Below are 25,167 nucleotides of genomic sequence, written 5' to 3'. Positions count from 1 at the left end.
ATAAGATTCGAAAGATTCTGAAACAAGTTCAGAATAAATATGGAAAAAATTAAAAACATAGAAGATCTACCTAAAGACAAAAAAATCATACTTTTTGATGGCGTTTGTAATTTGTGTGATCAATCGGTTCAAGTCATTATAAAGAATGATAAAAAAGATATTTTTAGGTTTGTGGCACTTCAATCTGAATTAGGAGAGAAAATAATAAATCATATTAAAATTGACAGAAGCAAAACTGATTCTATTATTTTATATGACCCTAATGTAGCCTATTATTACAAATCTGAAGCTGCATTTAAAATTGCTTCTCAAATGGGAAAACTATATCCTATTGTGAGTTGCTTTAGAGTGCTACCAACTTCTATAACAGATTTTGTGTATGATTATATTGCTAAAAACAGATACAAATGGTATGGCAAAAAAGACCAATGTATGATTCCCACAAAAGAAACCTTAGATAAATTTCTATAAAAAAAGCTCCTTATTTATAAGGAGCTTTTTCATTAAAAACCGATTAATAATTATTAAAAATTTAATTTTTAATAATTTTCTTTGTTGCTGATCCATTCTCAGAAGTGATATTTAAGAAATACACACCTGAATTTAAATCAGAAATATTGATTTGATTTTCTATTGCATTAACATTAATTGTTTTAACCGTTCTTCCGTTAATATCAGAAATTGTTAAACCAGAAATGTCAATATTGTTTCCGTTTTGAATAGTAAAAGTATCTTCAACTGGATTTGGATACAAAGAAAAACCTGCAGCTTCAAAAGTATTGTTTTTTAATGTTGGGCCTGAATATTTAAAAATTCCACCTGCTGCTGAAGAAGTTGTAAAACCTCCAGCCCATCCTGTAGTTCCATTTAAGAAAGCAACACCTGTTCTTTGTGTACCACTGTCAATAACTGTCCAGCTTGCTCCCATATTGTAACTTACCGCAGAACTATATGTTGTACCATCTGTTCCTGTTCCAACTAAAGTAGTTGTTCCCGGAATAAATGCTAAACTTCTGTAAGGTTGAGTATAAGCAGTTCCAGCACTCCAGGTCATTCCACCATTTGAAGTTGTATATAAAGTATAAGTAGCTGTTGTACCTGAACCATTTCTACCTAATAAAACACCATCATTATCATTTGCAAAATATAATGAACCACCACTTGTTGGAGTGATTACTCCTCCAAAGTCTGCAATAGGTGTAGCATATTTAGACCATGTAACTCCCATATCAGAAGTCTTGTATATATTACCTAAACTAGTTACAAACCAAAAAGAGTTTCCAACTCCAACATTTCCTCCATTATAACCAAATTCGTTCGAATTAGTTACATTTGGCAAATTAAATCCTGGAATTGCTGTCCAAGTTGTTCCAGCATCTGTAGTTCTGTACATTTCAAAATCCAGTCCTATTGGATCTCCTTGCGTTATTCCTGTTGTTGCATTAAAAAAATGTACAACATTAAAATAAGAAGCCGCATTAGTATATGCAGTAGCATTTTGTTTTGTCCAAGTTGTACCACCGTCAGAAGTTTTCCAAACTCCACCTAATCCAGCTGTTGCGTCAACCGCTCCAACCCAAGCTGTTGTTGCACTTACAGGTGCAATATTTGTAATTGTTAATGCGGTGTTACCAACATTAATTGGACCAGGTGTCCAAGTTGTTCCACCATTTGTAGTTTTTGTAAATTCTTGAATATTAGCTGGTGTAGCCGATGACCCATCATAACCTAAGGCCCATACAACATTAGCATCAACTATTGAGATATCTTCAACACCTCTACTAACTGTAGGAAATCCTGTAGCTTGTGAAGTCCATTGTGCAAAGGTTGCAGTAGGAATTACACATAATAAATAAAGTAATTTTTTCATCATTTTTAAATATTTTTTAATTTAGTATCGTTATGTAAATATATAAAAATAAACAATTTACACAACTATAATTCAAGTTTTTAACATTGAATTATTTAAAAAAAAAAAGACTAAGTAAATTACTTAGTCTTTTTTAATAAGGTATATAATATTTATTCTTTAATTATTTTCTTAGAAAATGCTCCATTTTCAGAAGTAATATTCATGATATAAACACCATTAGCTAAATCAGAAATATTAATTTGAGCTTCAGTAACTGTATTAAAACTCATGCTTTTAACAACTCTTCCGTTTAAATCAACTACCGATACAGAGTTGAAAGAATTTAATGAACTGTTAATATTGATTATATCAGTTGCAGGATTAGGATAAACACTAATTTCGTTTGTTGTTAAAGTAGTGAAATCATCTGTACCTAATAAACTTTCTACAGCCACTGCTTTTAAAGTTAAATTATCAAATTTAGATGATGCCGCTACTGTATTTGATGTACCAGCAATATGTAAATAATCTACTTCACCAGGATTAGTTGTTCCTGTTGCTGGAACTGCACCTGTTACTCCCACATAAAAACCTGGTCCTTTCCAAATTACTTGTCTAGTAACTGTATTATATGATAAACCTAATCTTACCCATGAATTAGCTGTTAAAGTTACGGCTGCGTTACTAGCACCTAAATTAAAAGAGTAAGTACCCACCGGATTAACACCACCATTATTTGGGTCGTAATAACTAATACCTGTAATTACTTTTGTTTCTAAGTTTAAATTCAAACCTGCTAAAACTGTTGAACCATCACTGTTGTACAAATAAACTCTTGCAGTATTTTTACTTGTAGTAGCTACACCTGTATGGATATCAAATTCTACGTCAACAATATTGTTCCCACTTGTTCTTGTTGCCCAACTTGTTGCAACATCCTTAAATAAAAATTTATTTACAGTAGCAGTAGCTGTTCCTGACATTTGAATCACATTCCCTTGTGTTCCTCCTTCTGCAACTATTTGATAATCTGCAGCAGCACCACCAATAGTATAATAACCACCTTGTCCAGCTGTTGTTCCTGTAACGTCTGTAGTAATATTACCTACTGTTAAAGCGTTATAATCATCATTAATTAATAACTGAGCATTACTAACTCCAAAAGAAAGTAATCCGATAAAAAGTAAAGTTTTTTTCATGTTTTTATAAATTATTTTAGTCCAACAAAATTACACAAAAAAAAAAAATATTTTCTACTTTGAAATAGTAAATATTCAACAAAACAAAAAATTTAACATATGATATATATCATGTTATATAATGTTATATATTTCTAATTTTGTATAAAATAAAATTAATAAAAAATGAAAAAATTAATATTACCTCTTTTTAATTGGGGAAACGGAGCTTTTATAATGGTTGTAATCTTTACTTTAGTAATTTTAGGTTTAGTTGGTGCTGTTTTCTTATTAATGAGTACCGATAAAAAGAAAAAGGAAAATAAATAGTTTGATTTTTTTCTTTTAGTTATACATTTTATTTAATAAAAAATTATCAACCATAACTAAAGCTGCCATAGCTTCTACAATAGGTACTGCTCTTGGTAAAACACAAGGATCATGCCTACCTTTGCCTCGTTGCTCAATGATTTCATTTGAATTTGTAAGTACTTCTTGCTTTTGTATTAATGTAGCCACAGGTTTAAAGGCTATTCTAAAATAAATATCCATTCCATTACTGATGCCACCTTGAATTCCACCCGAAAGATTTGTTTTTGTTGTTCCGTCTGTATTTTGCAAATCATTGTGTTCACTTCCTTTCATTTTTGCACCACAAAAACCACTGCCAAATTCTATTCCTTTTACTGCATTGATGGATAACATTGCTTTACCTAAATCAGCATGCAATTTATCAAAAGCAGGTTCTCCTAATCCAATAGGTACATTTTGAATCACACACATTATTGTTCCACCAACTGTATCTCCTTGCTTTTTTATTTCCTTAATAAAACTTTCCATTTTTAAAGCTGTAGCTTCATCAGGACAACGAACAGCATTATTTTCAATTTTTGAAAAATCTAAATCTTGATAAGGTTTATCAATGAATATATCACCGACAGAAGAAACAAAAGCTGTGATTTTAATTTGAGGAATAATTTGTTTGGCAATTGCTCCACCTACTACTCTACTGGCTGTTTCTCTAGCTGAACTTCTTCCTCCACCTCGATAATCTCTAATACCATATTTCTTTTCATATACATAATCAGCGTGACTTGGACGATAGGTATCTTTTATATCAGAATAATCATTTGATTTTTGATTGGTATTCGGAATTATAAAACCAATAGGTGTTCCCGTTGTTTTTCCTTCAAAAATCCCTGATAAAAATTGAACTTCATCTTCTTCTTTTCTTTGCGTAACAATGGCAGATTGACCTGGTTTTCTTCGTTGCATATCCTTTTTAATAGCTTCAAAATTCAGTTCAATTCCTGCTGGACAACCATCAATAATTCCACCAATAGCCTCTCCATGTGATTCTCCAAAAGTAGTTAGTTTAAAAATTTTTCCAAAAGTATTCCCAGACATAGCTTTTAATTAGTAAACAAATGTAAAAAAATTATACCATAAATAGATATGTATTACTGTGAAACTATTTTTTAAGTATATTAGCAAAAAATACAGTACAATGAAAACTAAACTATTTCTTTTATTAGGGCTTTCTATTTTTACTTGTTCATGTAGTTCTGATGATTCAGCTGAAGATAATGGAGCACCTGCAACTTCATTACCAATTGCTTCTGGAAACTACTGGACTTATGAGGTGTTTAACCACCAAACAACTCAAACACCGGAATCGTTTGCTAGAGATTCTGTTTACGCTGCGAATGATACACTGATTAATGCAGTTGTCTTTAAAAAAATGAAAACGGAAGATATTGCCAATGGATTCTTTTCAGGAACATTGAAAGATAATGGATTAAGAGTTGATGGTAATAAAATGAGAATTTCAGGATCAGTAAACTTGGCCACTGGATTACCAACAGCATTAGCTTTTTCAGTATCTGATTTTATTATTTTAAAAGAAAACGCAACCGTTGGTGAAGAATTAAGTTCAACAAACGGTTCTTTTACACAAGATGTTAACGGATATCCATTAACTTTCACTTATACATTAAAATCAGTTGCTGATGGCTCTCAAAGTTCATTAACTTCAAATGGAAATACTTATTCAGACATAACAAAAACGAAAGTTATTTTGAATTTAAAAATCACAACAGAACAAACGATTACAGGATTCCCTAATCCTATTGAAATACCAATAATGGCTGCTCAAGATGTTTTGGTGTCTACTCAATATTACAGTAAAAATATTGGAATGGTTTATAATCAAACAAATATTACTTATACCTTAAATACTCTTCCACCACAGTTTCAATTACCAATCCCTTCTTCAGGAAGTCAAACTCAAGAGGAATTTTTAGATGTGTACCAGCTAAATTAGATTGTGAAAGACAAAAATGTAAATTTTGAAATAATAAATCACAATACTATAAAAAAGTAGTTAACATTTCCTTTACATTTGTAAAAACAAATTTAAATATAAAACATATGAAAAAATTATTTTTATCTACAGTAATGCTAATAGGTATAGCAATTAGTGCAAATGCTCAAGACATTTCTAAAAATGCATTAGGTCTTAGATTAGGTGACAATGACGGATTTGGAGGTGAAATTTCATACCAAAGAGGTTTATCAGGTAACAATCGTTTAGAATTAGATTTAGGTTTTAGAAATAGTAAAAATGTTGATGCTTTCAAGTTAGCCGGAATTTACCAATGGGTTTGGAATATTGAAGGTGGATTTAATTGGTATGCTGGTGTTGGTGGTGGAATTGGAAGTTGGAGCTACAATTACAATAATAACAAAGATAGTGGTACAATTTTATTTGCTGCAGGAGATTTAGGAATTGAATATAATTTTGATGAAGCTCCAATTCAGCTTTCATTAGATATTAGACCTGAATTGTATTTTAATTCAGATGATTACAGAGAAGATAATTTTGGACCAGACATCGCTTTGGGAATTAGATATAGATTTAATTAAATCACAAAAAAACCACTCAATTTGAGTGGTTTTTTTTTTACACTATTTCTTTGTATTTATCTAAAGCCTGCTGATATACCTTTTCATACATAGGCACAATTTTTAGAATATCAAATCGAGAAGCGACTTCTTTTGCATTAATTTTAAACTGTTTAAGTTTGGCTTTATCACTTAAAATAGAAATCGCATTTTTACTCATTGCGTTAACATCTCCAACATCACTCAAATAACCTGAATATCCTTCTATATTAACCTCAGGTAAACCTCCTGAATTACTTGAAATTACGGGAACTCCACAAGACATTGCTTCTAAGGCTGCTAAACCAAAACTTTCTGTTTCTGAAGGTAGCAAGAACAAATCAGAATAGCATAAGATTTCATCAATTTCAGAACTATTTCCAAAAAAAACTACTTTATCATAAATTCCCAACGAACTACATAAATCTTCAGCCATTTGCTTTTCTGGACCTTCTCCAACCATCATCAATTTAGCTGGAATTTCCTTTTGAATGTTATAAAAAATCTTTACAATATCATCAATGCGTTTTACTTTTCTAAAGTTTGAAATATGCGTAATAATTTTCTCATTTTCATTAGCCATCATACTTCTATTGCATTTTTTCACTTCATCTGAAGAAAATTTATTAGGCTCAATAAAGTTGGGAATAACAACTATTTCCTTTTTAATATCAAAAAGACGATACGTGTCATCTCGTAAACTACTTGACACGCTAGTTACAAAATCCGATTTATTAATACTGAAACTTACGGCAGGTTTATAAAATGGATGATTTCCAACCAAAGTTATATCTGTTCCGTGAAGCGTTGTAATCATTGGAATTTGTATTCCCTCATCTTCTAGCATTTTTTTTGCCATGTATCCTGCATAGGCATGTGGTATAGCATAATGTACATGTAAAACCTCAATTTCATATAACTTAACCATATCTACTAATTTACTAGATAAAGCTAATTCATAAGGTTGGTAATGAAATAAAGGATATTCTGGAACGTGTACTTCGTGGTAATGTAAATTACTATTTAAGAGGGCTAAACGTACAGGCTGACTGTATGTGATAAAATGGATTTCGTGACCCTTTTTGGCTAATTCTAAACCTAATTCGGTAGCAACAACACCACTACCTCCAAAAGTTGGGTAACAAACTATAGCGATTTTCATTCTTTTTTTTATTTTCTATAAAATTAATACTAATAAAAAGAATTGAAAATAAAAGTTTGTTAAATTATCGTTTTAAGTTAGCTTCATAACAGTTTATCCAATCTTCTACGGTCATTTTTTGAACCAATGCTCCAATCAGCTCAAAAGGAATTTGATCCATTTTTTTGAATCGTATACAACTTTTCCCCATATCTAATTTGGTTTTACTATGTTTTGGATATTCTGAAATGAACCAGTTTAGTAAATCAGGTTTTGCATAAATTCCCATATGATAGAAGTTTACACTGTTTTTTTGAGAAGCAAAACTCATAAATGGTAAGGGTAAACTTGGTGTACAATGATAACCAGCAGGATAAATAGAGTGAGGAACAACATAGCCAATCATTCCATAACTCATTTCTTCTTTAAAACCTTTGGGTAAATTATCATTAATTACTTGACGTAATTTAGTAATAGCTTCTACTCTATCTTCAGGTAATTCTTGAATGTATTGTTCTGGTGTTGTGGCTTTTGATGTCATTTTGATAGGTTAAAAGGTTATATGGTTAAGAGTTTAAAAAGTAAAATTAATTAAATTAAAATTTATCTATTAAATTCATAATCACAATTTTTACATTTATATACTCTTTTAAAATATAAAGGGTAAATGAAAAGTAAAAATGAAAAAAAAATAGACACAAATCCTTTAAAACTTTTCATTGACTTAAAATCTGAATATAAATCTTTTGAATTACAATTAGGACAAGAAATTACATCATCAGTATCATTTGTAAAATTTTTACTTTCAATTTCATTGATGATTTCAATTACTTTCTCTTTATCAAAATCATTAATTTTCAATTTTATACCATCTATTGTTAAATTGTATAATGGATTTAATGTAACTAAAGTCTCATCAAAAAGGTAACAAACTATATTTTCACTTTCTAATTTTGATTTTAAAAGGTTAGCTTCAAAATAGTTATCAAAAGTTTTAATTGTGATTAATTTCATTTTGCAATTTAAAATTATTAATCCTTTATACTTTCATAGATAATTTTCTGAATATTTTCACGAATATTAGCTTTTGACAAACGGTTTGCTGCATTAGAATCAGGATATGTTCTGTTAGATAAAAATACATAAACAATTTCTTTTTCAGGATCAGCCCAAGCCATTGTTCCTGTAAAACCAGTGTGTCCAAAACTTGTCATAGATATACAACCACAAGTGGGACCAGCTGTTCCTAATTGTGGTTTATCAAAACCAACTCCTCTTCTATTGTCTTCTTGACAAAAATAACAAGTATTAAAAGCATTCATTGTTTTTTCTGAAAAAAACCTATTGTTACCGTATATTCCATTTTGTAAAAACATTTGCATCATTTTAGCAACATCAATGGCATTTGAAAATAAACCTGCATGACCAGATACTCCTCCTTGCATTGCTGCAGCCATATCATGAACATGACCTTGAACTCTTTGATATCTATAATAGTTATCTTCTTCTGTTGGAATGATTTGATTTAAAGGAAATTTTAATAAAGGGTTATAAGTCGTATGATTCATTCCCATTAAACTATAAAAATTTTCATTCGCTAAAACATCTAACTTCTTTTTTGTTTTCAGTTCCAAATATTCTTTGAGTAAAATAAATGAAAAATCACTGTATTTATATTGTTTTGATGTCAGCAATTTACTATTTGCAATGGTTTTAATGATGGTATCGTTAAAATCTTTTCTTAGATATAGATTTTCGGCTACTTTATATGGAAATTCTTTAGATTGGGTTTTTCTATAATATTTTGAATTAGGATGTTTAGTGTCGTCTAAAGTTTTTACATAAAATGGTTCCCAAGGTTGAAAGCGAGCTTGATGAGTTAACATATCTAACAATGTTGCATCTTCTTTATTAGAACCCTTAAAAACAGGTAGCATATTTCCTAATTTTTCATCTAAAGTTATTTCTCCTTTATCGTATACTTGCATCAAATTTGGCAAAGTTGAAAGTATTTTTGTTAAAGAAGCTACGTCATACAAATCATCATCTTGAACAGGAATATTATCAGTATAAGTGTGATTTCCAAAAGATTTTTGATAAATGACTTTTCCTCTTCTAGCAATAACAACTTGTGCTCCAGGAGTCATTTTTTGATCAATAGCCATTTTTACAATTGAATCAATTTTTGATAAATTACTTCCATCCATTCCTTGGTTCTCTGGAATATCGAAACCTAAACGTTTCATTTCTTTAGTATCAATTCCAGAATTTACTGGAAAATTTTCATTAATTGAAACTGGAATTCTTCCTTTTGAAGCTGTTGAGCCAAAAATAATTTCTGGGACAATCTTTTGGGTAAAATTATTGTTTTGGTAAGCCATAATTACACCTTCTAATGAAGAATAATCTAGAGTTGCTGGTAATGAATATGGTCTTGTAAAAAACGTTAAAATCGTTTTCTTTTGCTTTGAAATAGAGTTAATCCAACGAATTTCTTCAAATGTAGGGCTGTTCTTTTTCCAAATGTTATCGGCTTTATGAAAACCTATAACTACTTTGGTATATTCTTGTAATTTTGCTAAAGTCAATTCAATAGTACTTTCCTTAATTTCATCAACTTTGGTATATTCATTCAAGTAATTGACAAAAACGTCACTAGAATCATCTCCTATTTTTACATAAGCAATTTTCTCTGTTTTTAAAGAAGTAATTGGAATTATTTGCTCTTTGTTTTGTAAGGTTGTAATGGCATTTTCAAACAATTTTTCGTTTAATCCATCGTATTCGGCCTTATTTAAATCTTCGTATAAATTTTCTAATTCAATTGGTTTGTAATTTTTTAAACCTGCTTTGAATTTGTATTTTAAAATTTTCTTTACGGAATATGCCAAACGTTTTTCTGTTAGCGTTTTCTTTTTAAAAGCTTCTTTAAACTTTAACAAAGCTTTTGGAACATCTTCTGCAAAAAGGAGCACATCATTGCCTGCTAAAAAAGCCGCTAAATCAATATCTCCAGGTTGCTTAAAATTACTTGCTCCTTTCATATTCAAAGCATCCGTAAAAATCAAACCATCAAATTTTAAATCTTTTTTTAAAATATCTGTAACTACTTTACTAGAGAGTGATGAAGGCAAATTGGGTTGTGATTCTATGCTAGGAACGTTTAAATGAGCAACCATAACACTTGCTAATCCTTTTTCAATTAATTTGCTATAAGGATAGATTTCAACACTATCAATTCTGGCTTTTGAAAAAGCTACAGTTGGTAAGGTATGATGTGAATCAGAAGAAGTGTCTCCATGACCTGGAAAGTGCTTTGCTGTTGCAAAAACACCATTATTTTGAAGTCCTGTCATATAAGCTAAAGCTTTTTCCGTAACAATTTCACGGCTTTCACCAAATGAACGATTTCCGATAATGGGATTGTTTGAATTGGTATTGATATCTACTACAGGTGAGAACGTAAAGTTAATGCCCAAACGCTTTGATTGTTCAGCCATTTGTTCTCCCATGCTTTCTATAAGCGAATTGTCTTTAATTGCTCCAAGAGTCATGTTCCATGGATATTTATAGGTAGAATCTAAACGCATACTTAATCCCCACTCTGCATCAATCCCCACTAGTAATGGAACTTTTGCTTTACTTTGATATCTATTCGTTAATGCTGCCTGACGAGCTGGTCCACCTTGAAAAAAGATTAAACCTCCAACATTGTAATCAGTCACTAATTTATCTATACTTCGATAATGAGCTTCATCTTTATTTGAATAAGCTGCTACCATAAACAGTTGGCCAACTCTTTCTTCAAAAGTCATTTTTTTATAGACACTATCAATCCATCGTTGCTCTTCATAAATATCTTTAACCTCAATTTTTTCTTTTTCAGAAAAATGTATGGGTCTATTATAATTAAATAGGGAAACTAGAATAAATAATAGGACTAAATTATATTTTAACATAGGTATAAATTAAAAATCATCATTAAAAGAAAGTGATAATGATGATTGTATAAGTATCTTTTAAAAAAATCTACTATGCCAACTCTCATTAGCTGGAACTTCCCAAAAATCTTGCCATTCTTCAACAGTATTGACTAAATTATTGAAAACAATTGTATTTTCTGAAACGGACTTACTTTTTACTAATTGTTTAAATTCAATTAGAGTTTTAAAAGCTATAAATTCTCCAGTTTTATAGGTAACATTCATTTTATCAAGCAAGTCGATTCCATACTTTGCTTCTAAACTCTGTATAAATTGCACCGAACTATCAATAGAGCAACCTGTGGCAGCTTGAACATCTTGATTGACAGCTAAAATAATAAACCGATTGTATTTTATTAAAAAAGAAGCTTCAAGTGATGTTCCATGTGCAGCCCAATTTTTGACAAATTCTTTTGTAGCTTCAGTAATTTCAGCAACTTCATTATCCGACAATTTTCTGTTGGCCTGATAAATCCATATTCTTGAGTGACCTGGTAAATCTTCGAAAGGAATATACATTTTATTTTTTTATTATGTCTAGTACTACTTTATAAGGCACGAATTTTTTGATTTTAGCATCATATAATGTCGCTTCATAGTAAGAAATTTCAACAGTATCTGAAGGCTTTATCAATGAATCTAATAATAAATAAGAATTTTCAAAGTCTTCTAAAACTAAAAAAGATACTGTTTTTCCCGAATCTTGTTTTAATTTAAAGGTCATAAATTGTTCAGAATTTACTGTTACAATTTTACCTGTTAATGATAAATACTCTTCATCCATTGCTTCGTCTTCATAAGTCATATTACTAATTAAATTAGTAAATTTTGGACATTCTAAAGCTAATTTAACACCTATGGATTCAGCAATTTCTGTCATATTATCCTCATTTGATAGAATATTTTTCCCGAAGTATTTTTCTACATCCACGTTGTTTTTTTGAATAGATTGAATTATACAAACTCCGAGAGTTAACTCTAAATTAGATTCAGTTAAATCCTCCTTTGTATTTAAACAATTACATGTCTGATTAGAAAGTACGTCAATTAAACCTTCTTTAGAATTTACTTGCGCAAATGAAATGTTGGTTAAAAGCAATAAAAAGAATATTTTTCTCATTTTTATAAATCTTGAGCATTGGCAATCAATTCAGCAATATCTAATACTTTTACTGAACCTTCTTTTTCTTTTACTTTAACTCCATCAGTCATCATGGTATTACAAAACGGACAACCAGCAGCAATAATGTCAGGTTTGGTTTCCATAGCATCTTCTGTTCGTTCAATGTTTACTTCTTTGTTTCCGGGTTCAGCATCTTTAAACATTTGTGCTCCACCCGCTCCGCAACAAAGTCCGTTGGCTTTTGAACGTTTCATTTCCACCAATTCAACGTCTAATTTTTCAATTAAATCTCTTGGTGCTTCATAAACATTGTTGGCTCTTCCTAAATAGCAAGGATCGTGAAATGTAATGCGTTTTCCTTTAAATTGACCACCTTCAATGGTTAATCTTCCATCATCTAATAATGATTTCAAAAATTGAGTATGATGCATTACATCATATTTTCCACCTAATTCAGGATATTCATTTTTGATTGTATTGAAGCAATGAGGACAAGCGGTTACTATTTTTCCAACTTCATAACCATTCAAAACTTCAATGTTCATCATAGCTTGCATTTGAAACAAAAACTCATTTCCTGCTCTTTTTGCTGGATCACCGGTACAACTTTCTTCCGTACCTAAAACAGCAAAATCAACTTTTGCGCGATTTAGAATTCTAACAAATGCTTTAGTGATTTTTTTAGCTCTATCATCAAAACTTCCAGAACAGCCCACCCAAAATAATACTTCGGGTTGTTTGCCTTGAGCTAGCATTTCTGCCATTGTAGGAACTATTAAATTTTCTGACATATTATTTATATGTTTAATTGTTTAACTTTTAAGCTGCTAAACTGTTTAAAATACTATTGGTGGTGTTCGTCATCAAAAACCTGAATCGTAACTTCTTTTTCTACTAAATCGGTAAATTTACCTCTGTATCTTGTAGCTTTAACTAAATGATTGTCTATCCAATGATAATTTCCTCCTCGAGGTTTTCCCATTAACATGCCATGATATTTGAAGCCATGTCTCTTTAACCATTCTTCTGTAATTTTTCTGTGATCTTCAGTTCTTGAAGTAAAGAAAAATATTATATGTCCTTCATCATACCAAGAATTTAATGTTTTCAATGCATCTGGGTAAACTTCAGCAGTTGCCATTCTTTCTGGTTCTTCATTTGGAATATCGTCACAGATGGTTCCATCAATATCAATAAGGTAATTTTTTATTCCATCGGGCAATATGGGACTTAATTTTTCACCATTAATGGTTAACTCTTTTAAGTTTTTGTCGAGGTCTTCTGTTTTCATTTTTTTGTTAATTAATTGTTTCTAATTTATATTAACATTTCCAAGTCTCACATTTATGAAAATATTCCTAATTTAATTTTAATTTTCGTCTTTCCAGTTTAATCTGTCTTGTTGGTTGTATTGCCATGGAGCACCATTGTTTTCAATATTTGACATCATAGCATTTAAAGACATCGGAGCAGCACTTTGTTCCATTACTAAAAATCTTCTCATATCGATAATGATAGATAATGGATTAATATTAACAGGACATTCTTCCACACAAGCGTTACATGAAGTACAAGCCCATAACTCTTCAGTACTGATATAATCGTTTAATAACGATTTGTTATCTGGTACAAAAATACCTTTGTTAGCATCCATATTTTTCCCAACTTCTTCTAATCTATCTCTTGTGTCCATCATGATTTTACGAGGAGACAATTTTTTCCCAGTTTGATTGGCCGGACATGATGAAGTACATCTTCCACATTCTGTACAAGTGTAAGCATTAAGTAATTGAACCCAATTTAAATCTTGCACATCGCTAGCTCCAAATTTAGCCGGAACAGCATCTGGATTTGAAGGAGCTGCAAATGGGTCAGCACTTGGATCCATCATTAATTTTACTTCATTTGTGACACTCTCAAGGTTATCTAGTTCGCCTTTCGGATTTAAATCAGCAAAATAAGTATTTGGAAAAGCTAATAAAATATGTAAATGCTTAGAAAAATATAAATAATTTAAAAATACCAAAATTCCTGTAATATGCAGCCACCAAGCGGTTCTTTCTATTAAATGTAAAGATTCAACTGAAAAGCTCGAAAATAATGGAGCTATAAATTGAGAAATTACATTTCCAGAATGATGGGTTTGAAAATGAGTGTCTGTTGCGTTCATTACTAAAAATAATGTCATTAAGACTATCTCAAAATATAAAATAATATTTCCATCACTTTTTGGCCAACCTTTCATTTCAGAATTCCAAAAACGTTTTAATTTAATGGCATTTCTTCTTGCCCAAAAAATAATTACGGCAACTAATACTAGTAAAGCTAATACTTCAAAGGAACCTATTAATAAGTCATAAAAGCCTCCTAAAAAAGCAAATACACGATGCGTTCCAAATAAACCATCAATAACAATTTCTAAAACTTCAATATTAATGATTATAAAACCTACGTAAACGATTATATGAAGAAAACCAGCTATAGGTCTCTTCACCATTTTTGATTGACCCAGAGCAATCATAGCCATATTTTTCCATCGAGCTGAAGGATTGTCGTTTCGGTTTACATCCTTACCTAACTTAATATTTCGAATTAGCTTTTTTACATTCGTGGTAAAATAACCAATTCCAACACCTAATAGGATTGCAAATAAAATATTGTCTATATAATTCATTTTAAATGATGTTTTTTTATTCTTGTGATGAGTCTACTTCTTTAGGAGCAACGTAGGGCTTCTCTTTTTTGCCAAAAACAGATACATTTATATATCTTGTTGGATGCAAACGCAAATCTTGTAATAATAATTCTAACTCTTTTGAAGCATCGGTAAAGTTGTTGTACATTTTATCATCTTTCATCAATTTACCCATAGTGCCTTTTCCTGCTTCCATATCAGCCATAATTTTGTCTACAGATGCCAAAGTTTTTTCAAGATTCTTAACGGTTTGACCTAAATTAGCTTTAGCTAAAGAATCTGACATCGCAGCAAAATTTGCTGATGTTTTATCAAAATTAGTTATTGTTGAATTTAATTTTGTTTTATTCTCGGCAATCATCTGATTAGCTGATTTTGACAATTGACTAAATTCTATTAAGGTTTTATTTAATTCAGCAAAACTATTTTTAATATTAGCTTGTGTTGAAGCATCTAATACTTGATTTATATTTACTAACATTACATTAGCATTATCAAGTAATAACTGAATTTTCTTTTCTAATGGTTCTAATTTTTCAGCGATATTCTCCGTTAAACCTAGTTTCCTAGAAGGCTTTAAAAAGTCTCCATCAGCAATTACTGATTTGTCTTCAAGATTTGGAATAATAGCGATTTCCTTTCCTCCTACTAAACCTGAATCATAAATCTCCGCTACACTTGATTTAGAAATTGGAAAATCGTTATGAATTTGAAGTTCAACCAATAACTTTCCGTCAGGATTAATTTTTATTTTATTAACCTTACCAATTCTATAACCATTAAGTGTTACAGGAGCTGAAGGTGCTAATCCTAGAATATTGTCATACACTACAAAAACATTCTTGTCTGATGTTAAAAGGTCTTTTCCTTTTAAAAAGCTATATCCCCAAATGAATAATAAAATGGCAGAAATAACTAATATGGCTGTTTTAATTTCTCTTGATAATTTCAAAGTATCTTTTTTAGCAAATTTATTATTTAAAAACTATAAAGCCAAGTTTTATTTCACTGCTTCTATAATATTTATTTTTTTTCATATTTGATGGCTTCTGATATATTTATTTTATCTCCATTTTTAAAAGCTACAATAAATGCAGAATCAAATCCTTTTTGTTTGGCTTCTTCTAAATTCTTTTTAGCCTCTTCATAAGAAATTGCTTCTTCATAATAATATTTAAAAATTACAGAACCTTTTTCTTTACTTACATTTTTCAAGCCTTTAAAATTCGATGGAGACGTTTCTAAATCTCTACTACTTGCAGAAATCTGAACTTTGTAAACGATTTTGTCTTTACTTGAAGATGTGCTAATTACTTTGGTTTCTTCTTTTTTTACAACAATTTCTTTAGGTTGTTCTTTTTCATCTGACTTATCTGTCGAATTTGAAGAAGAAATAAAATATTCTTTTTTATATTCTAAGATTGAATTAGCAATTGCTTCCGCTAATTTATTTTGACCCGATTCTGAATTCAAAAATGCTCCTTCTTCCTTATTGGATACAAAACCCATTTCAATTAAAACTCTCGGCATGGTAATTTTTCTTAATACAAGAAAACCAGCTTCTTTGACACCTCTATTTCTAAAGGTTGTTTTTTTTGTAAAGGCTTGCTGAACTTTTGCCGCTAATTCTACACTTAATTCTCGATATTCTTCTTGTAAAATTGAAATTCCTATAACTGATTCAGGTGAATTTGGATCGAAACCTTCATATTTAATTTCGTAATTATCTTCTAAAGTTACTACTGAATTTTCTTTCTTTGCTACTTCTAAATTTGATGCATTTCTAGTTATCCCCATAACATAAGTTTCATTTCCGGAAGCAGAAGTATTAGCATTAGCGTTACAATGCATAGAAACAAAAATATTTGCTTTAGATTTATTTGCTATGTTTGCTCGGTCATCTAATTCCACAAAAACATCTTTATTTCTAGTATAAACAACCGTAACATTTGGATCTTTCTCTAAAATTTCTCCAACTTTTAAAACGGTTTTAAGAGCAATGTTTTTTTCTACATTACCATGATATGTTGCTCCATAATCCTTCCCTCCATGTCCAGCATCAAGAACAACTTTAAATTTTGTATTTTGGGCATAACCAATACAAACTAAAAACAGCATTCCTACTGAAAAAAATGATTTGGAATATAAAATTCTCATAATTTGAAAATATTGAATGTTATAATTTTACTAACACTATAATTTTTAAAAAAAATATATGTAAGTTTGACCCTTCAAAAACTAAGCCACATTTATACAAAAATAGCACAAAAGCATTGTATTTAAAGACTATCCATATCGTTTTTTTTTCCATTTTTCTAACAATTGGAACCACTGTGTCTTTTTCGCAAGAGATTACTACAAAAGAGCCTTTACAAGTTAATGCCAATGAGTTATTAACAATTAAAGACGCTACAAAAGTTGATTCTACAAAGAAAAAGAAACCCATCTTAGAAGGTATTGTCAATCGTAAAGCTAAAGGTTACGAGAAGATAGATCAACGAAAAAAAGAGATGACTTTATATGATGAAGCCGAACTTTACTATCAAGATATCGAATTAAAAGCAGGTATTATTGTGTTAAATTATGAAACTAATGAAGTAAATGCTGGTCGATTAAAAGATTCTTTAGGAAATTATACTCAATATCCTTCTTTTAAACAAGGTGCTAATATTATTGAACCCGATTCGATTCGTTTTAATACTAAATCGAAAAAAGCCATGATCTGGAATTCAAAATCCCAACAAGGTGAACTTAATTTTAAAGCTGAAGTTTCTAAAAGAGAAAACGACTCTGTCATTTTTATGAAAAATGTTCGTTTCACTACTGCAAAAGATGTAGATGATCCTGAATATTATTTTCTTGCTCGAAAAATTAAATTTGTTCCCGGTAAAAAAGTGGTTGCGGGTTTAACGAATCTTGTTATTGCAGATGTTCCAACACCCATTGGAATTCCTTTTGCATATTTTCCAATGTCAGAGGAAAGTATTTCAGGATTTATTTTACCTACTCCAGGACAAAGTAATACACAAGGGTATTTTCTACAAAATGGTGGTTACTATTTTGCATTGAGTAAATACTATGATTTAGCTGTTTTAGGAGATTATTATACCAATGGAAGTTATGGTTTACGAGCAGAAAGTAGCTATGCTTTGCGTTACAAATTTAATGGTAGAGTTAATCTTCGCTATGAAAATCAAATCCAAAGCGAAAGAGGTTTTCCTGATTATGTTAAATCTAAACAATATAATATCCAATGGAGTCATAGTCAAGATCCTAAAACTTCAGCAAATTCGAGATTCTCAGCTTCAGTAAATGTCTCAAGTAGTCAGTACTTTAGAAATTCGCTTAACTTAGTAAATATTGGGTCTACTTTAAATAACAATTTGTCTTCTTCAATTTCATATTCCAAGACAATTCCAACTTTACCTCAAGTTAATCTTTCTTTAACAGCTACACACTCTCAAAATACTAATACTGAACAAATAAACATGTCATTACCTACTTTTCAAGGTAGCGTTGATAGGGTTTATCCTTTTGCTCCTAAAACAGGATCAAAAAAAGGAATGCTTCAAAATATTAATTTACAATATAATTTGAGAGGTGAAAATCAAATTTCAACTACTGATTCTTTATTTTTTAAACCCGAAATGTTTAAAACAGGGGTTGCGGGCTTTCAACATACTATACCATTAAGTACAAATTTTAAAATATTTAAGTATTTTAGTGCTTCTGCAAGCACAAATTTCAATGAGGTATGGGTTTTTAATACGGTACGAAAAGAATATGATGCAACGGAAAATGAAGTAATAACTTCAAGAGTAAATGAATTTGCAGCTTATAGAACTTATAATTTTACGTCAAGTTTAGGAACCACTTTATATGGAACGTTTGAATTTGGAGAAGATAAAAAAATTCAAGCGATTAGACATGTAATGAGCCCATCAGTTTCTTATGGGTATAATCCAAGTTTTGATCAGTATTATGATACTTATGCTATTGATGCTACTGGTACTACCATGCAAGAATATAGTAAATTTGAAAGTGGCTTATTTGGTGTACCTGGATTAGGAAACTCTAGTAGTCTTGGATTTGGTTTAACTAATAATATTGAAGCCAAAGTGAGAAAAACAGATAAAATAACTGGAAAGGAAGAAATAAAAAAAGTAATGCTTTTAAGTAATTTAAATATTTCCACATCTTATAATCTGAATGCTGATTCTTTAGCATTACAACCTCTGTCTATAAACGGTGGAACGAGATTTTTAAAAGACAAAATGAATGTGAATTTTGGAACTAATCTTGATCCTTATGCCATTGATAATAGTGGACAAAGAATAAATACGTTCAACATCAATAATGGTGGAAGTTTATTTAGAATGACTAGTGCTAATATGCAAATTAATTATTCTTTAACTAGTAGTGGTGCAGATGGAAATAGTAATACTAAATCTCAAACCGAATTAAATGGAGGAAGAGCAGATGATTTATTCGGAAGAAGTGCTGATCTAAGTAACAATAAACAAAGTCTTTTTGATAAAGATAAGGATAAAACCGATGAAAATAAATCAACCGAATATTACAATACTAAATTGCCTTGGGATTTACAATTCGCTTATTCTTTAACATATAATAACAGTAATAGACAAAGCGAAATTAGTAATAATTCCCTAATGATTTCGGGGAATGTTGAACTAGCTCCAAGATGGAAAGTTGGGGTTTCTTCGGGTTATGATTTTGCTCAAAATGGGGTTACATTTACACAATTTCGTTTTGAAAGAGACTTAGAAAGTTGGCGAATGAGTTTCAATTGGGTTCCTTACGGTACAAATGCTTATTGGGGATTCTATATTGGAATTAGTTCTTCAATTCTTAGTGATATTAAATGGGATAAAAACCGTGTTCCTGATAGAGTCTTAAGATAAAATAATAATAAAGTATCGAGAGATACCGAAACAAGTTCATATATGAAAAAAATAATATTCACAGACAAAGCTCCTGCTCCTATTGGACCATACAATCAAGCCATTTTAGTTGGAAATACGTTATATACTTCTGGTCAAATTGCCATTAATCCTTCCACAGGAGAATTAGTTTTAGACTCAATTGAAGAAGAAACTAAACAAGTAATGGAAAATATGAAAGCGGTTTTAAAAGCTGCTGAGATGACTTTTGAAAATGTAATAAAATCAACAATTTTTATTATGAATATGGAAGATTTTGCTAGGATAAACGCTGTTTACGCAACTTATTTTGACGAAAAAACGGCTCCAGCTCGTGAAACAGTTCAAGTAGCTTGTTTGCCAAAAAATGTTAATATTGAAATTTCAATGTTAGCTATTAAATAAAAAAAAACGTTACTGCAGAATTAAATCTACTGTAACGTTTTTAAATATATTCTTTAAAAGAAGTTTAATCTAATTTCTTAGCGTTTTTTGCTTTTTGATTTAAGATTGCAATATCAATGACTTCACTCATTGTATCAACATAATGAAAAGTTAATCCTTTTAAGTAATCTTGATTGATTTCTTCAATGTCAGGTCTGTTTTCATTACATAAAATGATTTCTTTAATACCAGCCCTTTTGGCAGCTAAAATCTTTTCTTTTATTCCACCTACAGGTAAAACTCTACCTCTTAATGTAATTTCACCACTCATGGCTAAACTTTTCTTAACTCTATTTTGAGTTAATGAAGAAACCATTGATGTTAGCATGGCAATACCAGCACTTGGTCCATCTTTTGGAGTTGCACCAGCTGGAATATGAATATGTATGTTATTAGCAGCAACTACTTCGTCTTTTATGCCTAAGATTGCAGCATTTGCTTTTATGTATTCTAAAGCAATAGTTGCAGATTCTTTCATTACATTTCCTAAATTCCCAGTCATTGTCATTATTCCTTTTCCTTTTGAAACAATTGATTCAATGAATAAAATATCACCACCAACTGAAGTCCAAGCTAGACCTGTAACAACTCCAGCCGTATCATTGTTTTCGTATTTATCTCTTTCTAATCTTGGAGATTTCAGCACTCTAATAATGTCATCAGCCGTAACTTTTACATTATATTCTTCCTCCATTGCTATAGACTTAGCTGCATTTCGAACCATTTCTGCAATTTTCTTTTCTAAACCACGAACACCCGATTCACGAGTATATCCTACAACAATTTTTTCTAGTTCTCTTTTACCAATTGCTAAATGTTTATTGGTTAAACCGTGTTCTTTTAATTGTTTAGGCAATAAATGTTTGTGAGCGATTTCTATTTTCTCTTCAATGGTGTAACCTGACATTTTAATGATTTCCATTCTGTCTTTCAAAGCCGGTTGAATGGTTGATAAACTGTTTGAAGTTGCAATAAACATCACTTTAGATAAATCATAACCCATTTCTAGGAAGTTATCATAAAACTCTCCGTTTTGTTCAGGATCTAATACTTCTAATAGGGCTGAAGAAGGATCACCTGAATGACTTGAACTTAGTTTGTCAATTTCATCTAAAACAAATACTGGATTTGAAGTTTTTGCTTTTTTGATAGATTGAATAATTCTACCTGGCATTGCACCAATATATGTTTTTCTGTGACCTCTAATTTCCGCTTCATCACGCAAACCTCCTAATGAAATACGAACATATTCACGTCCGAGTGCTTCAGCAATTGATTTTCCAATAGAAGTTTTTCCAACTCCTGGAGGTCCATATAAGCATAGAATTGGTGATTTCATATCATTTCTTAGCTTTAAAACAGCTAAATGTTCAATGATACGTTTTTTCACATCTTCTAAACCAAAATGATCTCTATCAATAATTTTTTGAGCTCTTTTTAGGTCGAAATTGTCTTTAGTAACTTCATCCCAAGGCAATTCTAAATATAATTCTAGATAATTACGTTGAATACCAAAATCTGGTGCATTTGGATTGGTACGTTGTAATTTTGAAAGTTCTTTTTCAAAATGTTTTTCAACATCTTTATTCCATTTTTTCGTTTTGGCTTTGGTACGCATTTCTTCAATTTCTTGCTCATACGAAACTCCACCTAATTCTTCTTGAATGGTTTTCATTTGTTGCTGCAAGAAATATTCGCGTTGTTGTTGGTCTAAATCAGTTCTTACTTTGGATTGAATATCATTTTTAAGTTCTAATTTCTGTAACTCCAAGTTCATGAAACGAAGTGTTTCTAATGCTCTTTCTTTTAGATTTCCAATTTGCAATAAGTCTTGTTTTTCTTTAACATTCAAATTCATGTTTGAAGAAACAAAATTGATTAAAAACGGGTTACTATCTATGTTTTTGATAGCAAAAGTAGCTTCAGAAGGAATATTTGGACTCTCATTGATGATTTCAATGGCCAAATCTTTTATGGAATCAACTATCGAATTAAATTCTTTATCATTTGCATCAGGACGTTTTTCTACAACTTCTTTAATAGTTGCTCTTAAATATGGTTCTTCTTGAGTGAATGTATCTATTTCAAAACGTTTTTTCCCTTGAAGAATTACAGTGGTATTTCCATCAGGCATTTTTAAAACACGCATAATTTGGGCAACTGTACCAACTTTATGAATATCTTTCGCTGTTGGCTCTTCAACATCTTCGTCTATTTGAGCTACTACACCAATAATTTTACCTTTAGCATTGGCATCATTTATTAATTTAATAGATTTATCCCTTCCTGCTGTAATCGGTATTACAACACCAGGAAATAAAACAGTGTTACGCAACGGTAGAATGGCTAAATCATCTGGTAAAGATTCATTATTCATTTCTTCTTCATCTTCTGGAGTCATTAATGGAATTAATTCTGCATCAGATTGGATTTCTTGTAGTGACAAGTTGTCAATAGAAAATATTTTTTGTTTCGACATAGTTATATTAGGTCATTTTGTCATTAAACTTCTTACTTTTGAAGTTTCTTTTCAGAATAAATATACTACAAAACCTTGAAAATCAACAATTAAATGATTGATGTAGTATAACTTCACTTAATAAAGTCAAGTTTTATGCCATAAAAAAATCCCGAATTATTCGGGATTCAATTATTATGTATTTATTTTATTAAAATAATGTATAACTACTCAAGATAGCTTCAGAAGCTGTACTTCCTTGAGATGTTGTAACTATTTTTATGGGTCCAACATCTTTAGAGAACCAATATTCTGTTGAAGTCACTGTTAAACTACCAGCAATACTTGTAGTTTGATCTAATTTAGATTTTATTACATTAATAAATGTTACACCATTCACAACTTCAGTTACATCTTTAGCTAAAATAGTTCCAGTATAATTTGTAGTTTGAGAAATTGGAGGAACTCCAGTATAAGTAGTAGTTTGAACATAACTACCCGTCCATGTTTGACCCACTGCTAAATCATCTTTCAATAAAAGTACTTCAAAACCACTTATAGTTCCTGTAAAACCTCCTGTACCAATTGAAATATCATCATATTTTAAATTATAATTTGCACCTGTTTTATTTAGCCAAGCTACTGCATTTGTTGCAGAAACCGAACCATTCACCGAAATTGGATTAAATCGATAATATGTTTGATTGTTAAACATATCAGTACCAGCCATCTTATAACTTATATTTGAACTTCCTGTTTGTTGGAAAATCCATTCATTATTAATTGCTCTTGGCCAATAATCACCCGTAGATGTACCCGGATTATTTGGGTTATTAGGATTGTTTGGATCTGAAGGGTTTTGAAAATCAGCTAAATCTATTTCAGGATCTAAAGGTTCTGTTTCACAAGACACAAAAGAGATAATTGAAAATAAAACAATTAGACTTTTAAAAATTATTGATTTTTTCATGTTTGAATTAATTTTTTTCAAATATATACTTTTTTATTTTTTTGCCACAACTTTTTGCACTTTAGTTAAAAGAAAAACTCCAATAATAAAGAACAATGCTAAAAATACTATGGCATTTCGCATAGAACCAGAAATTTGATCAATCGTAGCAAATATTCCCATTCCAATGACAATTCCTATTTTTTCAGCAACATCATAAAAACTAAAAAACGAGGTTGAATCTGTAGTTTCGGGTAAAAATTTTGAATAAGTGGAACGCGATAAAGATTGAATGCCACCCATTACTAAACCTACAAAAGCAGCTGTCACATAAAATTGGACGGGATAAACTACAAAAAAGGCATAGATACAAATGATAACCCATATGGAATTTATAATGATAAGCGTTTTTATATTACCTATTTTTTCAGATAATTTTGAAGTGAATATAGCTCCAAAAACTGCAACTATTTGTATCACTAAAATACTTACGATCAAGCCCATTGTTCTTTCATTATCTGATGTCCAAGTTATTTCTTGTTCTCCAAAATAAGTGGCAACCAACATTACTGTTTGAACTGCCATACTATAAACAAAAAAACTATGCAGATATTTTTTTAAAACTATATTCTCTTCTAATTGATGCCAAACTTTTTTTAATTCTTTGTAACCATTGAAAATGACATTCTTGGTAACCTTATTCTTTATGGTGTTTTTGGGCAAGTAATAAAACGTGTACTGACTAAAAACAATCCACCAAATACCAACAGAAATGAAAGAGTATTGCATCGCTTTAAATGAGGCTGAATTTCTAACAGTGTCTTTGGCAGTTTCAATTTCTAAAGCTGTGCCTGATTTTAATATTTCTTCTGAAATTGATAGATCAAATCCAAACCATTCAGGTTTCATAACCATTGCTAAATTCACCAAAAGTAAAATTACACTTCCTATATAACCTAAAGAATATCCTTTAGCACTCAAGTTGTCTTGTTGTTCTGGATAAGCAATATCTGGTAAATAGGAATTGTAAAAAACCAAACTTCCCCAAAATCCAATTAAACCAAAAAAGAAACACGTTACGCCAAAATATAAATTTTCTAAGGTAAAAAAAGCTAAACCTATGCATGAAAAGGCTCCTAAATAACAAAAAAACTGCATAAATCGTTTTTTGTTTCCAGCAAAATCTGCAATTCCAGAAAGTAGTGGTGACATGATTGCGACTACTAAGAAAGCAAAAGCGGTTACAAAACTAATCAAAGCCGTATTTTTGACTTCAAAACCTAAAAAATTAACTGTTGTGATTCCTTTAATTTTGAATAATGCTCCATAATAAATAGGGAAAATAGCTGAAGAAATTACTAAATTGTAAACTGAATTTGCCCAATCATAAAATGCCCAAGCGGTTCCTAATTTTTTACTTCCTTTTTCTAAATTTGCCATAGATATATATTAAAAAAGTCC

At 30.4% G+C, this 25,167-nt stretch carries 23 protein-coding genes; 6 read left to right on the top strand and 17 right to left on the bottom strand.

The genetic code is table 11. The annotated features are described in order from the left end of the window. The first annotated feature begins 57 nt into the window (after window positions 1-57). The gene (locus tag AABJ49_RS12650) at window positions 58-471 is read left to right on the top strand and encodes a DCC1-like thiol-disulfide oxidoreductase family protein (protein WP_338378661.1); all 414 of its coding nucleotides are present in this window, start codon (window positions 58-60) and stop codon (window positions 469-471) included. 61 nt (window positions 472-532) lie between these two features. On the opposite strand, the gene AABJ49_RS12645 is transcribed toward AABJ49_RS12650, so the two are convergent. Both AABJ49_RS12645 and AABJ49_RS12640 read right to left on the bottom strand, forming a co-directional pair. Then, window positions 533-1,873 (bottom strand): T9SS type A sorting domain-containing protein, encoded by a 1,341-nt coding sequence (locus tag AABJ49_RS12645; protein ID WP_338378649.1) that lies wholly within the window; start codon window positions 1,871-1,873, stop codon window positions 533-535. A gap of 149 nt (window positions 1,874-2,022) precedes the next feature. Beyond that, the gene (locus tag AABJ49_RS12640) at window positions 2,023-3,051 is read right to left on the bottom strand and encodes a T9SS type A sorting domain-containing protein (protein ID WP_338378648.1); all 1,029 of its coding nucleotides are present in this window, start codon (window positions 3,049-3,051) and stop codon (window positions 2,023-2,025) included. Between the two features lie 165 nt (window positions 3,052-3,216). On the opposite strand from AABJ49_RS12640, the gene AABJ49_RS12635 reads away from it, so the two are divergent. Then, window positions 3,217-3,360 (top strand): hypothetical protein, encoded by a 144-nt coding sequence (locus AABJ49_RS12635; protein ID WP_338378647.1) that lies wholly within the window; start codon window positions 3,217-3,219, stop codon window positions 3,358-3,360. A 15-nt stretch (window positions 3,361-3,375) separates the two neighbouring features. On the opposite strand, the gene aroC is transcribed toward AABJ49_RS12635, so the two are convergent. Further along, window positions 3,376-4,437 (bottom strand): chorismate synthase, encoded by a 1,062-nt coding sequence (gene aroC / locus AABJ49_RS12630; RefSeq protein WP_338378646.1) that lies wholly within the window; start codon window positions 4,435-4,437, stop codon window positions 3,376-3,378. Window positions 4,438-4,537: 100 nt separating this feature from the next. Here aroC and AABJ49_RS12625 point away from each other — a divergent pair, with 100 nt between their 5' ends. Next, window positions 4,538-5,353: a hypothetical protein gene (locus AABJ49_RS12625; protein ID WP_338378645.1), complete on the top strand. Its 816-nt coding sequence runs from the start codon at window positions 4,538-4,540 to the stop codon at window positions 5,351-5,353. A gap of 107 nt (window positions 5,354-5,460) precedes the next feature. Further along, complete coding sequence (locus AABJ49_RS12620; RefSeq protein ID WP_338378644.1) at window positions 5,461-5,955, top strand: hypothetical protein; 495 nt, start codon at window positions 5,461-5,463, stop codon at window positions 5,953-5,955. Window positions 5,956-5,992: 37 nt separating this feature from the next. Here AABJ49_RS12620 and bshA read toward each other — a convergent pair whose 3' ends face one another. From bshA to AABJ49_RS12565, 11 genes are all read right to left on the bottom strand, one after another. Then, complete coding sequence (gene bshA, locus AABJ49_RS12615; RefSeq protein WP_338378643.1) at window positions 5,993-7,135, bottom strand: N-acetyl-alpha-D-glucosaminyl L-malate synthase BshA; 1,143 nt, start codon at window positions 7,133-7,135, stop codon at window positions 5,993-5,995. A 64-nt stretch (window positions 7,136-7,199) separates the two neighbouring features. After that, complete coding sequence (locus AABJ49_RS12610; RefSeq protein WP_338378642.1) at window positions 7,200-7,655, bottom strand: DUF1801 domain-containing protein; 456 nt, start codon at window positions 7,653-7,655, stop codon at window positions 7,200-7,202. A 62-nt stretch (window positions 7,656-7,717) separates the two neighbouring features. Continuing rightward, a complete protein-coding gene (locus tag AABJ49_RS12605) occupies window positions 7,718-8,128 on the bottom strand; it encodes a DUF2007 domain-containing protein (protein ID WP_338378641.1) in 411 nt (136 codons plus the stop codon). A 17-nt stretch (window positions 8,129-8,145) separates the two neighbouring features. Continuing rightward, a complete protein-coding gene (locus AABJ49_RS12600; protein ID WP_338378640.1) occupies window positions 8,146-11,073 on the bottom strand; it encodes a glycoside hydrolase family 3 N-terminal domain-containing protein in 2,928 nt (975 codons plus the stop codon). A gap of 60 nt (window positions 11,074-11,133) precedes the next feature. Continuing rightward, a complete protein-coding gene (locus AABJ49_RS12595) occupies window positions 11,134-11,616 on the bottom strand; it encodes an ABC transporter ATPase (protein WP_338378639.1) in 483 nt (160 codons plus the stop codon). Window position 11,617: 1 nt separating this feature from the next. After that, window positions 11,618-12,217, bottom strand: a complete 600-nt coding sequence (locus AABJ49_RS12590; protein WP_338378638.1) for a hypothetical protein — start codon at window positions 12,215-12,217, stop codon at window positions 11,618-11,620. Window positions 12,218-12,219: 2 nt separating this feature from the next. Further along, window positions 12,220-13,011, bottom strand: a complete 792-nt coding sequence (locus AABJ49_RS12585; protein ID WP_338378637.1) for a (Fe-S)-binding protein — start codon at window positions 13,009-13,011, stop codon at window positions 12,220-12,222. 53 nt (window positions 13,012-13,064) lie between these two features. Then, window positions 13,065-13,511 (bottom strand): phosphoheptose isomerase, encoded by a 447-nt coding sequence (locus tag AABJ49_RS12580; protein WP_338378636.1) that lies wholly within the window; start codon window positions 13,509-13,511, stop codon window positions 13,065-13,067. Window positions 13,512-13,589: 78 nt separating this feature from the next. Beyond that, window positions 13,590-14,894 carry a (Fe-S)-binding protein gene (locus AABJ49_RS12575; RefSeq protein ID WP_338378635.1) on the bottom strand — a complete coding sequence of 435 codons (1,305 nt, stop codon included), beginning with the start codon at window positions 14,892-14,894 and terminating at the stop codon, window positions 13,590-13,592. Between the two features lie 16 nt (window positions 14,895-14,910). Beyond that, window positions 14,911-15,867 (bottom strand): MlaD family protein, encoded by a 957-nt coding sequence (locus AABJ49_RS12570; protein WP_338378634.1) that lies wholly within the window; start codon window positions 15,865-15,867, stop codon window positions 14,911-14,913. A 71-nt stretch (window positions 15,868-15,938) separates the two neighbouring features. Beyond that, window positions 15,939-17,072, bottom strand: coding sequence for an N-acetylmuramoyl-L-alanine amidase (locus tag AABJ49_RS12565; protein WP_338378633.1), 1,134 nt, complete (start codon window positions 17,070-17,072; stop codon window positions 15,939-15,941). Between the two features lie 176 nt (window positions 17,073-17,248). Between AABJ49_RS12565 and AABJ49_RS12560 the strand changes: the two genes are divergently transcribed. Both AABJ49_RS12560 and AABJ49_RS12555 read left to right on the top strand, forming a co-directional pair. Further along, window positions 17,249-19,837, top strand: a complete 2,589-nt coding sequence (locus AABJ49_RS12560; protein WP_338378632.1) for a putative LPS assembly protein LptD — start codon at window positions 17,249-17,251, stop codon at window positions 19,835-19,837. Between the two features lie 42 nt (window positions 19,838-19,879). Next, window positions 19,880-20,260 carry a RidA family protein gene (locus tag AABJ49_RS12555; protein WP_338378631.1) on the top strand — a complete coding sequence of 127 codons (381 nt, stop codon included), beginning with the start codon at window positions 19,880-19,882 and terminating at the stop codon, window positions 20,258-20,260. A 64-nt stretch (window positions 20,261-20,324) separates the two neighbouring features. On the opposite strand, the gene lon is transcribed toward AABJ49_RS12555, so the two are convergent. The 3 genes from lon to AABJ49_RS12540 form a co-directional block, all read right to left on the bottom strand. Continuing rightward, window positions 20,325-22,778 carry an endopeptidase La gene (gene lon, locus AABJ49_RS12550; protein ID WP_338378630.1) on the bottom strand — a complete coding sequence of 818 codons (2,454 nt, stop codon included), beginning with the start codon at window positions 22,776-22,778 and terminating at the stop codon, window positions 20,325-20,327. A gap of 190 nt (window positions 22,779-22,968) precedes the next feature. Continuing rightward, window positions 22,969-23,727, bottom strand: coding sequence for a hypothetical protein (locus tag AABJ49_RS12545; RefSeq protein WP_338378629.1), 759 nt, complete (start codon window positions 23,725-23,727; stop codon window positions 22,969-22,971). A 33-nt stretch (window positions 23,728-23,760) separates the two neighbouring features. Next, window positions 23,761-25,146, bottom strand: a complete 1,386-nt coding sequence (locus AABJ49_RS12540) for an MFS transporter (protein ID WP_338378628.1) — start codon at window positions 25,144-25,146, stop codon at window positions 23,761-23,763. Window positions 25,147-25,167 lie beyond the last annotated feature (21 nt).

The sequence above is a fragment of the uncultured Flavobacterium sp. genome (genome assembly GCF_963922255.1).
Lineage (GTDB): Bacteria > Bacteroidota > Bacteroidia > Flavobacteriales > Flavobacteriaceae > Flavobacterium.
This window is presented reverse-complemented; position numbering and strand designations above follow the sequence as displayed.